The 12,642-nt window shown below is 62.2% G+C and carries 9 protein-coding genes and 1 pseudogene; 6 read left to right on the top strand and 4 right to left on the bottom strand.

Going from position 1 to position 12,642, the window contains the following annotated elements:
• Window positions 1-54 precede the first annotated feature (54 nt).
• From G7020_RS21015 to G7020_RS21005, 3 genes are all read right to left on the bottom strand, one after another.
• Window positions 55-1,284 carry an efflux RND transporter periplasmic adaptor subunit gene (locus tag G7020_RS21015; protein WP_181086923.1) on the bottom strand — a complete coding sequence of 410 codons (1,230 nt, stop codon included), beginning with the start codon at window positions 1,282-1,284 and terminating at the stop codon, window positions 55-57.
• Between the two features lie 312 nt (window positions 1,285-1,596).
• Complete coding sequence (locus tag G7020_RS21010) at window positions 1,597-3,141, bottom strand: Fic family protein (protein ID WP_181086922.1); 1,545 nt, start codon at window positions 3,139-3,141, stop codon at window positions 1,597-1,599.
• 196 nt (window positions 3,142-3,337) lie between these two features.
• Window positions 3,338-4,255, bottom strand: coding sequence for a LysR family transcriptional regulator (locus G7020_RS21005; protein WP_258189423.1), 918 nt, complete (start codon window positions 4,253-4,255; stop codon window positions 3,338-3,340).
• A gap of 270 nt (window positions 4,256-4,525) precedes the next feature.
• On the opposite strand from G7020_RS21005, the gene G7020_RS21000 reads away from it, so the two are divergent.
• From G7020_RS21000 to fdhE, 6 genes are all read left to right on the top strand, one after another.
• Complete coding sequence (locus G7020_RS21000) at window positions 4,526-5,542, top strand: zinc-dependent alcohol dehydrogenase family protein (RefSeq protein WP_181086921.1); 1,017 nt, start codon at window positions 4,526-4,528, stop codon at window positions 5,540-5,542.
• Window positions 5,543-5,678: 136 nt separating this feature from the next.
• On the top strand, window positions 5,679-6,536 hold the full coding sequence (locus G7020_RS20995) for an SDR family oxidoreductase (RefSeq protein WP_181086920.1): 858 nt from the start codon (window positions 5,679-5,681) through the stop codon (window positions 6,534-6,536).
• 210 nt (window positions 6,537-6,746) lie between these two features.
• Entirely contained in the window at window positions 6,747-9,821 is a 3,075-nt protein-coding gene (gene fdnG / locus G7020_RS20990; RefSeq protein WP_181086932.1) for a formate dehydrogenase-N subunit alpha, read from the top strand.
• Window positions 9,821-10,756 (top strand): formate dehydrogenase subunit beta, encoded by a 936-nt coding sequence (gene fdxH / locus G7020_RS20985; RefSeq protein ID WP_181086919.1) that lies wholly within the window; start codon window positions 9,821-9,823, stop codon window positions 10,754-10,756. The genes fdnG and fdxH overlap by 1 nt, the downstream gene beginning before the upstream one ends.
• Complete coding sequence (locus G7020_RS20980; protein WP_181086918.1) at window positions 10,753-11,442, top strand: formate dehydrogenase subunit gamma; 690 nt, start codon at window positions 10,753-10,755, stop codon at window positions 11,440-11,442. The genes fdxH and G7020_RS20980 overlap by 4 nt, the downstream gene beginning before the upstream one ends.
• 11 nt (window positions 11,443-11,453) lie before the next feature.
• The gene (gene fdhE, locus G7020_RS20975; protein WP_258189420.1) at window positions 11,454-12,392 is read left to right on the top strand and encodes a formate dehydrogenase accessory protein FdhE; all 939 of its coding nucleotides are present in this window, start codon (window positions 11,454-11,456) and stop codon (window positions 12,390-12,392) included.
• 137 nt (window positions 12,393-12,529) lie between these two features.
• On the opposite strand, the pseudogene G7020_RS20970 reads toward fdhE, so the two are convergent.
• Window positions 12,530-12,642 (bottom strand): annotated as a pseudogene (locus G7020_RS20970) (IS5/IS1182 family transposase); the annotation flags it as partial.

Raw genomic sequence — 12,642 nt, 5'->3', positions numbered from 1 at the left:
CTGGCGGAATCTGTTGTTGTGTGGTGCGGCGCGACTGCTGGCGCAGCGCCGGGCTCAGGTACTGGGCGGCTGCGGCATGCTGCGGTCCACCACCTGCGGCTTGAGTGCGGCACTGATGGCGCGGTGCTGCTCCTGCAGCGCGGCGAGGGTGTCGGCGTCGGCCATCGGCACGCTCTGCGGCTCGACCGCATTGCCCGGGCGGATGCGCTGCAAGCCGTTGACGACGATGGTTTCGCCTTCACCGAGGCCGTTGCGGACGATGCGCAGGCCTTCGAGTTTCGGTCCCAGCTCGACAGAGCGGTAATCGACCTTGCCGTCGTCCCCGAGCACCAGCACGAACTTCTTGCCCAGGTCGGTGCCCACGGCCACGTCCTTGATCAGCACCGCATCGTAGGTGGCGCTGCCGACCAGCCTCAGCCGCGCATAGAGCCCGGGGGTGAAGCGGCCGTCGCGGTTGTCGAACACCGCCCGGCCGCGAATGGTGCCGGTGCGCGGATCGACCTGGTTGTCGATGAAGTCCATGTGCCCCAGATGCGGATGACCATCCTCGCTGGACAGGCCGAGGTAGACGGGCGTCGCCTCGCCGCGCTGGCCTTCGCGCGCCAGCGCGCGGTACTTCAGGTAGGTGCGCTCGTCGGCCTCGAAGTAGGCATAAACCTTGTCGGTGGAAACCAGTGTGGTGAGCAGCGCTTCGCCGGCGTTGACCAGGTTGCCGGCGGTGATCAGCGCACGTCCCACGCGGCCATCGATGGGTGCGCTGACGCGGGTGAAGCCGAGATCGAGCCTTGCTGCCTCCAGCTGTGCCTGGATCGCCGCCGCCGCGGATTTCGCCTCGCTGGCGGCACTGACCCGTGCGTCGGCCAGTTCGGCGGAAATCGCGTTGTTGGCGCGCAGCCGCTCGCCCCGCTGGGCCTCGCTGGCCGTACGCTGCTGGATCGCGCGGGCCTGCTGCAGCTCGGCTTCCAGCCGCTTGACCTGCGCCTCGAAGGGACGCGGGTCGATCTGGAACAAGAGGTCGCCTTTCTTCACCAGGGCGCCTTCCTCGAACGCCACCTTGTGGATGAAGCCGGAGACGCGCGGGCGGATTTCCACCGACTCCGGCGCCTCCAGATGCCCGGTGAGTTCGTCCCATTCGGTGACCTGATGCTTGATGACCTGGGCGACGCTGACAGCCGGCGGCGCGGCTGCCGACTGCGTGGCCTCGGGCGCCTTGCCGCACCCGGCGGCGACGACCATGACCAGCGCGACCAGAGGGAAACGCAAGGCGTTGAGGGAAGATTCCATGCTTGACTCCACAACTCGGATTTATCGATGGGCGGGAGTCTGCGCGGTCGGGCGGTGCAGCAGAAATCGAACGAGGCAAAGGTGAATATCATCGGCGATGATGGTTTGGCGTTCGGCATCAGGTGCACGCGAGGCCATTCGCCGATGATCTGTGGCTATCGCAGGCTGAGTGGGACCGCCGATGTCGGGCGTAGCGAAGCCCAACGCGCGCGCTGTCCCGTCGGATTTCGCCGTGAGGCGGCTCAACCCACTGTCATACCGTTCGGTCAGGACATGAATTTGTGTAGAAGGCAGAGGTGTAAAGGTCGAAGATCACTCTTCGCGGGTCCCCATCTCTCGTTCTTCGAAGGCGCAGCGCACGGCTTCCACGACGCGTTCCGCCCGCTGAGCGTCGTCCAATTGCGGATACGCTTTCTTCAACTTGGCGGATACCTGCCAGCCGTTTTCCTTGAGAGAGCGAATGATGCGGTTCGTATCCTGGTCCGGCATTTCCAGCACTTCTTTGAGTCGCTCCTGGGCGCGTTGGAAAATGATCAGCATACGGGCCTCATCGGCCATCTCGGTACGGACCGTATGCGCCACGACCTGTGCCGTGTACAGGACGTGTTCGGTCAGATCGGGATAGCGCCATGCGAATTGCGCGTCGTCGTAGTCATCGAAGGCCAGGTTGCTCGGGGTGCCATCCTCGTAGACGACGAGTTCGCCAAACCGATAGGACGCTGCGTAACGTTGCATGAAGGGCCGCGAAAAAACCTCCAGCGTACGGTCGTAGCGCGCCCGGAAATCGATGGAACTCGTGATGGTGGCCGATACCGGCAGGATCACGCCATCAGGCACTGCCTTGTCGCGAATCAGGGTGTCATTGATCAGGAAACGATGGATCCGGCCATTGCCGTCCCGCATGGGGTGGATATACACAAAGGCAAAGGCGAGTGCTGCTGCCCGAGCCAGCGGCTCGGCGCCCCGTGTTGCCCGCTCGAATGCTTTCAGGCCATCCAGCAGTTGCGGTAGCACCTCGGATGGCGGCGCAATGTAGTGCACGATGTCCTCGCGCATGGTCGCCTGTCCGACGAAGACCGGCGAGCGCCGCAGACCCAGTCCGAAGGCCTCATGCCCCAGAATACCGGCTTGCAGCGTGTGCAGACTGTCGTTGCTCAACGGATCTTCGATATGGCCGCAGTACTTGGCGATCACATGGGCAAACCGCTGGATCCTGTCGGCCTTGTCCGCCTCTTTCTCGATGAGAAAGCTTGCACGCGATTCCTTGAGCGTCAGCCAACTGGCCGTGCGCATCAGGATATCGGCGCCAAAGGTCTGGTTCAGCTCACGCAGTGCTGCGTCCAGGTCAAATTGCAATGCTTCCTGTACGGCTTCGGTACGGCGGATCAGGGGGGAGAACGCCGGCACGCCGGGAAGATTATTGTTGATGCGCCAGCGCCGTATCCGCAGTGGCTCAACGCGGGTCAGATATCGCTGCGATGAAATGGCATCGACATAGCCGCCATTGGTGACATCGGGCACATCAAGGTGCTGCCCGGTCAGCCACTCGTAGAGGAATCCGGTGCGACGGGCATATTGCCCAAAGGGCGCTTGCCGGCACCAGGCTTCGATCGGCTCCGGGCCGACAACCGCAAACAGCCGGGCGAAAAACTCGAGGTGGATGTCCTCGTACTTGAGCCCAAACTCGAAATGCCCCGCGAAGTTGTCCGCCGGCTGGTAGCTGGCGGGATACTTGTTCTCGACATGTCCGTTGCTCTCGCGGCTCATTCGTGTCGTGCCGATCACCGATTCGACACGCAGGGGTTGCGCAAGCGCGATACCGTAGCGATCGGCGAGTGCCTTGAAACCTACTTGCATTGTCGAATCCCCTAACAAGAGCCGAAAAATAATAACCAACAGGGGCGCATGCGCGAAAACAATAATTCGATAAGCGCTAGAACGCTAACGTTCATGCAAATTTGATAAAGAATTAGCTGTTCTCGGCGAAAAAGATAAAGGCTGGGCCTCCGGCGGCCTTGCCCTAAAACCAATGTCAACGTTGGGCCTACCGCATTCAGAGACTATCCGGATCACCCACGAACATCTGGATGCGCGAGCGTAGCCAGCGCTCGGCGGGGTCGTTGTCCTGGGCGCCGCGCCAGGCCATGGACAGTTCGAAATCCTGGCTGGTCTTGAACGGCAGTGGTTCGGCACGCACGCCGCCGTTGGCCGCCAGGGCTGCGGCGGCGTAATCCGGGACGGTGGCCACCAGATCGGTGCCCGCCAGCAGGCTCGCCAGGCCGTTGAACTGCGGTACGGCGAGTACCACTCGACGCTTGCAGCCATGCAGTGCCAGCTCCTCATCGATATAGCCATTGAGGTCGCCGGCGAAGGACACCATGGCATGCGGACGCGAGCAGTAATCTTCCATGCTGATGCGCCCCGGGATGGCGTCGGCGCGCAGCAGCATCGGCTTCGGGCGGCGCAATACCTTGCGTTTGGCATTGGCTGGCAGTTCTTCGGTGTAGCAGACGCCCACCGAGATTTCTCCGGATGACAGCAGCCCCGGCATCAGCAGGTAGTTGGCGCGACGCACCACCAGCACCACCCCTGGCGCTTCGGCTCGTATGCGACGCAACAGCGGTGGTAGCAGGGCGAATTCGACTTCGTCGGTCAGACCGATTCGGAAGACCTGGGTGCTGGTAGCAGGATTGAAGGATGAGGCACGACTGACGGCGGTGGAGATCGAATCCAGCGCCGGCGACAACAGCCGCGCGATTTCCTCGGCGCGGGCGGTGGGCTCCATGCTGCGACCGGTACGCACGAACAGCGGATCGTCGAACAGCGTACGCAAGCGGGCGAGCGCGGCGCTGATCGCCGGCTGCCCGAGAAACAGCTTCTCAGCCGCACGGGTCACACTACGCTCGTGCATCAGTGTCTCGAAAACGATCAGCAGGTTGAGATCCACACGGCGAAGGTCGTTGCGATTCATGCCATTCACTTCATGCTGCGGTCGGGCGGTAAGCCCTTCCTCGAACGTTGCGACTGCATTCTAGACAGATCGATGCGTGCTACGCATGCCCATTTCCGCTTGCAAACAGCGTGCAGCCGCTCTGGGATGCGCCTATACATACGCCTTATCGTGCAATCCATCATCATCGGCGGACATGGCAACTATCGACCGGAATGCGTCCTGGCGACTGGAGTTGTGCTCACTGGACAGATAGAGTCTTCAACACAGTAGTAATCGAGGGGTCTTTCCATGTCCCGCATCATCCGCTTCCATCAGTTCGGTCCTGCCGAGGTGCTGCGCTACGAGCAGCAGGAAACACCCAGACCTGGCCCCGGTGAGGTGCTGGTGAAGGTCGCCGCGATCGGCGTGAGCTGGAACGACGTGCTCTGGCGGCAGGATCTGGCGCCGCGTCACGCGCGATTGCCAGCGGGATTGGGAAGCGAAGTCGCCGGCGTGGTGGAGGCCGTGGGCGAAGGTGTCGAGGGTTTCGCCATCGGTGACCGGGTGGCCAGCTTTCCGGCCCACGATCTCAACGATTACCCACTCTACGGCGAACACGTACGCATTCCGCAGACCGCCCTGGTGCATTACTCCGCCATGCTCAGTCCCATCGAGGCCTGCGTGCATTACACGCCATTGCTGATTTCCTATTTCGCACTGGTGGAACTGGCGCAACTGGAGCCTGGCCAGTACGTGCTGGTCACCGAGGCCCGGCACTGCACCGGCCCGGCAGCGGTGCAACTGGCCAGAGCGCTTGGCGCGCGAGTCATCGCAACCTGCGCGCACAGTGAGGACCGGGAATTCCTGCTGAACCTGGGTGCCGAGACGGTCATCGCCACCGAGGAGGAGGATCTGGTCGGTCGCCTCGACAGGATCACCGATGGCAAGGGCGTGGAGATCGTACTCGACTCCTGCGGTGGGTCGCAGATGAAACTGCTGGGCGACGTGATCGCACCGCGTGGCAAGCTGATTCTCTACGGCATCATCGGCGGCAACGAAACGGCGTTTCCCGCGTGCGCGGCGTTCAAGAAGAACTTCAAGTTCTTCCTGCATTGCCTCTGCGACTTCACCGGTCAGCCGGAAATGGGTATCGAACAGAACCGTGAAGCGGTGGAGCGGGCGCTGTCGCACATCAACCAGCTGACCGCCGACCGGCTGGTCGGCCCGCAGATCGACAAGGTTTTCCCCTTCGAAGAGGCCGTCGCTGCGCATCAGTATCTGGAAAGCGGTGCGGCGCGAGGCCGCATCGCGTTGCGCATCGAATGATCTTGGGTCTGTTCCCGTTTCGTTCGTGACGAAACGGGGCAGTCCTCTAAGGCTGCCTCTCATCACCCGATAGAAACTTTTCAGCTACCCGCTCAGTCCTCCGCAGACAGGTTATTCCCTTGACGGAGGAATCAGCATGGCTGACGAGAAGCAGACAATGCCCCCACAACAGCAACCGGAGCCCGGCAAGGAAGACGAAATGACGCCTCGCCCGGAGTTTCGCGGCGAGGATTACAAGGCCGCTGGCAAGCTGCAGGGCAAGGTAGCGATCATTACGGGCGGTGACAGCGGCATTGGGCGTTCGGTAGCGGTGCTGTTCGCCCGTGAAGGCGCTGATGTGGCGATTCTCTATCTGGACCAGTACCAGGACGCCGACGAAACCCGTCGTGTGGTGGAAGAACAGGGACGCCAATGCCTGACTTTCGCCGGAGACGTAGCTGATCAGGAAATCTGCCGCAAGGTGGTCGATGAGACAGTGGCCAGATTCGGCAAGCTCGACATCCTGGTCAACAACGCCGCCGAACAGCATCCGCAGGAGCGCTTCGAGGACGTCACCCAGCAACAGTGGGAGAAGACCTTCCGCACCAACGTCTTCGGCATGTTCCAGATGACCCAGGCAGTATTGCCACACCTCGGTAAGGGCGCCTCGATCATCAACACGACTTCGGTGACCGCCTACAAGGGCAACCCGATGCTGATCGACTATTCGTCGACCAAGGGTGCGATCGTCGGCTTTACCCGTGCCTTGTCGATGAGCCTGGTCGAGCGTGGTATCCGGGTGAACGGGGTGGCGCCGGGGCCGATATGGACACCGCTGATCCCGTCCACCTTCGATGCCGACAAGGTCGCCGAGTTCGGCGCCAACGTGCCGCTCAAGCGCCCCGGACAGCCGGAGGAGGTCGCGCCGGCCTACGTCTATCTGGCCAGCAGCGATTCGTCATACGTCACCGGACAGGTGATCCACGTGAACGGCGGTACGGTGGTCAACGGTTGAGCATGCGGCATCGGCTGTCTTGCGAACGCAACGACAGCCATCGGCTCGACGCCAGCGATTGCTGATCTATGCTCAATATCGACAGGTGAGTCGCCCCTCTGGCGACTTGCCAGGGGCGCCAGAAGTGCAGAAGCGGAACCCCGAGCGAGCGAGGCAGTCCACTGGATCAGTTGGCTTGCCAACAATAACTACAAGGAGATACCCATGACCGTGAGAGTATCCCGTCGCCAGTTCCTCAAGTTCGGTGCCGCCGGTGTCGGTGCGTCGAGCATGGCCATGATGGGTTTCGCCCCGGATGAAGCCGTCGCTTCCGTCCGCCACTTCAAACTCAGCGCCGCGCGCATGACGCGCAACATCTGCACCTACTGCTCGGTAGGCTGCGGCATGTTGTTCTATTCATGCGGTGACCAGTCGATCAATGTCGTCGATGAGCTCTTCCACATCGAAGGCGACCCCGATCACCCGGTCAGCCGCGGCTCGTTGTGCCCGCGTGGAGCCGGTGTGCTGGATTTCATCAAGAGTGAATCGCGGGTCAAGTTCCCCGAGGTGCGCGAGCCTTTCAGCAACGAGTGGAAGCGCATCAGCTGGGACGAGGCGTTCACGCGCATTACCCGGCACATGAAGGATGATCGCGACAGGAACTTCGAGACCCATGACGAGCAGGGCCGACTGGTCAATCGCTGGCTCACCACCTCGATGGTGGCGGCCTCGGCCTGCACCAACGAAACGGCTTATCTGACGCAGAAGATCACCCGGGCACTGGGCATTCTCCAGCTGGACAACCAGGCGCGCGTTTGACACGGACCAACGGTGGCAGGTCTTGCCCCAACATTTGGTCGCGGTGCCATGACGAATCACTGGGCGGACATCGCCAATGCGAATGTCATCCTGTCCATGGGCGGCAATTCGGCTGAGGCGCATCCGGTTGGCTTCCGCTGGGTCATGCGCGCCAAGGAGCGCAATGATGCGATCCTGATTTCCATCGACCCGCGTTTCAACCGCACCACGGCGGTGGCCGATTATCACGCCTGGCTGCGCACCGGCACGGATATCGTCTTCCTCGGCGGGCTGATCAACTACCTCATCGAAAATGACCGCTACGCCCACGAATACGTGCGCGAGTACACCGATGCCAGCCTGATCGTGGCCGAAGGCTTCGGCTTCGAGGAAGGTCTGTTCACCGGCTATGACCCGGCCAGCAAGACCTATGACCGCCAGACCTGGAACTTCGACATGGATGAGCGCGGCTTCGCCCGACGCGATCCGAGCCTGCAGCATCCGCGTTGCGTGTTCCAGCTGCTGCGCCAGCACTACAGCCGTTACACGGTGGATCAGGTCGAGAACATCTGCGGCATGCCGGGAGATACGGTCGTCCAGCTCTGGGAGCTGATCGCCCAGACGTCGGCGCCCGACAAGACCCTGACCATCCTTTATGCTCTGGGCTGGACCCAGCATTCCATCGGCTCGCAGATCATCCGCTGCGGCGCCATGGTGCAGTTGCTGCTGGGCAACATGGGCATGCCGGGCGGTGGCGTGAATGCGTTGCGCGGGCACTCCAACATCCAGGGGCTGACCGACATCGGCTTGCTCTCCAACCTGCTGCCGGGCTACCTGAACCTGCCCTCGGCCAACCTGCAGACCTATGCCGACTATATGCGCACGCGCATCAAGCAGCCGCTGGTCGAAGGCGAGGTGTCCTACTGGAAGTTCTACGAGCGCTTCTTCGTCAGCCTGATGAAGGACTGGTACGGCGATGTCGCCACGGCGGAAAACGACTGGTGCTACGACTGGCTGCCGAAGCTTTCCGTACCCACCTACGACATTCTCTACGCCATCAACGACATGACCCAGGGCAAGATGACCGGCGCCTTCTGCCAGGGCTTCAACATCCTTGCCGCCTTCCCCAACAAGGCGAAAGTGGTTGCGGGGCTGTCGAAGCTGAAGTTCATGGTGATCATGGACCCCTTGAAGGTGGAAACCGGCGAGTTCTGGAGGAACTTCGGCGAGTACCACGACGTCGATCCTTCGCAGATAGGCACCGAGGTGTTCCGCCTGCCCACCACCTGCTTTGCCGAGGATGACGGCTCCATCACCAACAGCTCGCGCTGGTTGCAATGGCACGAACGCTCAGTACCTGGGCCGGGCGAGTCGATGACCGATACGGAAATCCTTGGCGAGGTGATGCTGCGACTCAAGAAGATGTATCAGGAGGAGGGGGGCGCCTTCCCCGATCCGATCCTCAACATGAGCTGGAACTACAAGGTGCCCAGCTACCCTACGGCGGAGGAGCTGGCCAAGGAGTACAACGGCAGAGCGCTGGTGGATCTGACCGATGACACTGGTCGGGTCGTTCGCCGCAAGGGCGAGTTGCTCAAGGACTTCAGCGAACTGCGCGACGATGGCAGCACAGCCTGTGGTTGCTGGATCTATTCGGGTGCCTGGACCGAGGAAGGCAACATGATGGCCCGGCGCGACAACTCGGACCCTTACGACACCGGCAATACCATCGGTTGGGCCTGGGCCTGGCCAATGAATCGCCGAGTGCTCTACAACCGAGCTTCGGCGCGGCCCGACGGCACGCCCTGGGCGCCGAACAAGGCGTTCATCTGGTGGGATGGCGAGCGCTGGACGGGGGCCGACGTGCCGGACTTCCCGCTGACCTCGCCGCCGTCCGCGGGCGTGGGGCCGTTCATCATCACCCAGAGTGGCGGCGGGCATTTCTTCGCAGCCGAATGGCTGAACGAGGGGCCGTTCCCAGAGCACTACGAGCCGATGGAGTCGCCCATTGATCGCAACCCCATGAGCCCGAACAACCCTCAGGCCTTCAACAATCCCATCGTTCGGGTGTTCGAGCAGGATCGCGACTCGTTCGGCTCCAACAAGGACTTCCCTTACGCGGCGACGACCTACCGGCTGACCGAGCACTTCCATTACTGGACGACGCACGCACGGCTCAATGCCATCGCGCAGCCGGAAAAGTTCATCGAGATTGGCGAAGTGCTGGCCGCAGAGCTGGGAATCAGTGCGGGCGAGCGGGTCAGGGTGACCTCCAAGCGTGGCTATATCACTGCGGTTGCGGTGGTGACCAAGCGCTTGATTCCGCTGGAAATCGACGGTCGCACGGTTCACCAGATCGGTATTCCGATCCACTGGGGCTTCAAGGGTGTGGCGAAGAAGGCGCACCTCACCAATACCCTGACGCCCTTCGTGGGTGACGGGAATACACAGACACCGGAATTCAAGTCGTTTCTGGTGAATGTGGAGAAGATCGGAGGGACCGCCTGATGCGTGGTGACCAGATCAATCTGCAAAACATCATCGCCCGTTCGGCGAGTACGGTGCCTTCACCCCAGGTGCGGCAGGGCGGCGTGGACAAGGTGACCAAGCTGATCGACGTCTCGGTCTGCATTGGCTGCAAGGCCTGCCAGGTGGCCTGTTCGGAATGGAACGACCTGCGGGATGAGGTGGGGTCCTGTGATGGTACCTACAACAACCCGCAGGACCTGACCGCCGAATCCTTCGAGGTCATGCGTTTTTCCGAGTACGAGAACGAACAGGGCAACCTCGAATGGCTGATCCGCAAGGACAACTGCATGCACTGCGCGGAGCCCGGCTGCCTCAAGGCCTGCCCGAGCCCTGGCGCCATCGTGCAGTACGCCAACGGCATCGTCGATTTCAACTCCGAGCACTGCATCGGTTGTGGCTATTGCGTTGCCGGCTGTCCGTTCGATATCCCGCGCATCTCGAAGAAGGACAACAAGGCCTACAAATGTACGCTGTGCTCCGACCGGGTATTCAACGGCCTTGAGCCGGCCTGTGTAAAGAGTTGTCCGACCTCGGCGATCATGTTCGGCACCAAGGAAGACATGCTCGACTACGGTGCCATGCGGGTGGCCCACCTGAACGGACGCGGCTACGAGAATGCCGGTATCTACGATCCGCCGGGCGTGGGTGGCACCCATGTGGTGTACGTGCTGCAGCACGCCGACAAACCGGAGATCTACAGTGGCCTGCCGCGCGATCCGCATATCGCGCCGACGGTCGAGCTGTGGAAGGGCATTACCAAGCCGATCATGTCGGTGGCGCTCGGCATCTCGGTGCTGGCTGGCTTCTTCCACTACGTCACCCAGGGGCCCAAGGAGGAGCCGGAGGACGACCCGGACATCGAGAAGGCGACAGCAGACCGTGAGTTCGACCGTCGCGAGGAGGACCGGCCATGAGTCATTCCAATGTTCGCCACGGCATCCTCCGCTATGGCAGATGGACGCGGGTCAACCACTGGATCGTCGCCATCTGCTTCGTCCTGCTGACCCTGAGCGGACTGGCGTTCTTCTACCCGGCGTTCTTCGGGCTCACGGCACTGTTCGGCGGCCCCGAGCCGACGCGAATCGTGCACCCCTATATCGGTGTATTCATGTCGCTGCTGTTCGTCATTCAGGCGGTGCGCTTCTTCAGCGACAACCTGTTTCGCCGGCACGATGTGCAGTGGGCCAGGCAGATTGGCGATGTGCTCGGCAACCGTGACGAGCGCCTGCCGGCGGTGGGCAAGAACAACGCCGGGCAGAAGCTGGTGTACTGGATCTTCCTCGCCACGGTGCCGATCTTGTTGATCACCGGCCTCGTACTCTGGCGCCCGTGGATCGCCGATGGCATGCCGGTATGGGCGTTGCGCTGGGCGGTGACCATCCATGCCTACGCGGCGTTCATCGCCATCATCACCCTGGTGATCCACATCTACTCGGCCATCTGGGTCAAGGGCTCCATCCGTGCCATGACCCAGGGCCGGGTCAGCCACGCCTGGGCCAGGCATCATCACCCGCTCTGGTACGAGGACATCATGCGTAACCGCAAGACCGATGCGCAAAGCGCTTCGCCAACCAGCGAAACGCAGAAGGACCGGCCATGACAGGATCATCGATGAAAGGGGCTGAAGTGAGCCACAGCTACGGAAGCGCACCCTCGGGCATCATGCAGGCGCCCGAGGTCATCCTGGCGGAGGCAAAACTGTTCAGTAAACGTGCCCTGCGCCTGCGCGAACTGGTCGAGCAGGTGCCGGCGCTGGACGAGTTTCTGGCGTTCATGGCCCGCCTGGCTCAGGCACAGCATCAGGTATTGAACGAACGCGAGCCGGCCTGGCGACCGGCGCCGGATGCCTTCGATGCCGCGCTGTTGCACGGTATGCCGCCGCTGGGGCATCGTGCGCTGCGTCGCGATATCGATTGGCAGGCCGATCTGCTGGCGATTCTCGATGCGCTCGATCTGCATGTGGGCGAGCGCCAGCGCCCCTTGCTCAAAGCCCTGCGCGAGTTGCCGGACGAGCAGAGTGCCGCCCTGGCCGAAGACGTGCTGGAGGTACGTCCCGGCAGCGAGGCAACACGCGGGCTGATGCCCTTGGTAGCAGCCGCGCTGCAGGTTGCCTGGCTGCGTCTGGCCCTGTCGCTGCCCAGACCGCCAGACAGACCGGACGAACAGGCGCGTGCGCTTTGCCCCTGCTGCGGCTCCCTGCCGGTGGCCAGCGTGATCCACAGCGAGAAGCAGCGCAGTGGTGTGCGCTATCTGCACTGCAGCCTGTGCGCCACCGAGTGGCATCTGGAACGGGTCAAGTGCAGCGAATGCGACAGCGCCAAGCTGCTCTACTTCAGCCTCGATGACGACAAGGGCAAACCCTTCCTGCCCGTGCAGGCCGAAGCCTGCAGGGAGTGCCACAGTTACCTGAAGGTGGCCCAGCGCGAACTGCATGGACGAGCCGACCCGGTTGCCGACGACCTGGCGAGCCTGGCGCTCGATCTACTGCTGGCCGAGCAGGGCGAATACGAGCGCAGCGGCTACAACCCGTTGCTGATCGTTGGAGGCTGACGCAAGCGCGCGTAGGTCGTGTCAGCCGAAGGTGTAACCCGACGTGCAAAACGTCGAGCTTCAGCGGGGCGTAACCTTGGCCCCCGGCAGGTCGGTAAAGTACAAGCCCAGCCACTTGTAGGTCGGATTAGGGCGTGTTAACACATCTTCAGTCCGTCAACTATTAGCGCGAAGTTGATGAATCCGATGAACATCACATCAAGCTTCTCGAAGCGAGAGAATATACGCCGAAACCCCTTCAAGCGCCGGA

Origin of the sequence: Stutzerimonas stutzeri (assembly GCF_013522825.1) — a bacterium.
Lineage (GTDB): Bacteria > Pseudomonadota > Gammaproteobacteria > Pseudomonadales > Pseudomonadaceae > Stutzerimonas > Stutzerimonas stutzeri_AK.
The sequence above is the reverse complement of the archived record's forward strand: the minus strand, read 5'-3'. Positions and strand labels throughout refer to the sequence as shown.

Coding starts and splice junctions, on each gene's coding strand:
- G7020_RS21015 (WP_181086923.1), bottom strand. CDS start 1,284: ATGGAATCTTCCCTCAACGCCTTGCGTTTCCCTCTGGTCGCGCTGGTC.
- G7020_RS21010 (WP_181086922.1), bottom strand. CDS start 3,141: ATGCAAGTAGGTTTCAAGGCACTCGCCGATCGCTACGGTATCGCGCTT.
- G7020_RS21005 (WP_258189423.1), bottom strand. CDS start 4,255: ATGAATCGCAACGACCTTCGCCGTGTGGATCTCAACCTGCTGATCGTT.
- G7020_RS21000 (WP_181086921.1), top strand. CDS start 4,526: ATGTCCCGCATCATCCGCTTCCATCAGTTCGGTCCTGCCGAGGTGCTG.
- G7020_RS20995 (WP_181086920.1), top strand. CDS start 5,679: ATGGCTGACGAGAAGCAGACAATGCCCCCACAACAGCAACCGGAGCCC.
- fdxH (WP_181086919.1), top strand. CDS start 9,821: ATGCGTGGTGACCAGATCAATCTGCAAAACATCATCGCCCGTTCGGCG.
- G7020_RS20980 (WP_181086918.1), top strand. CDS start 10,753: ATGAGTCATTCCAATGTTCGCCACGGCATCCTCCGCTATGGCAGATGG.
- fdhE (WP_258189420.1), top strand. CDS start 11,454: ATGAAAGGGGCTGAAGTGAGCCACAGCTACGGAAGCGCACCCTCGGGC.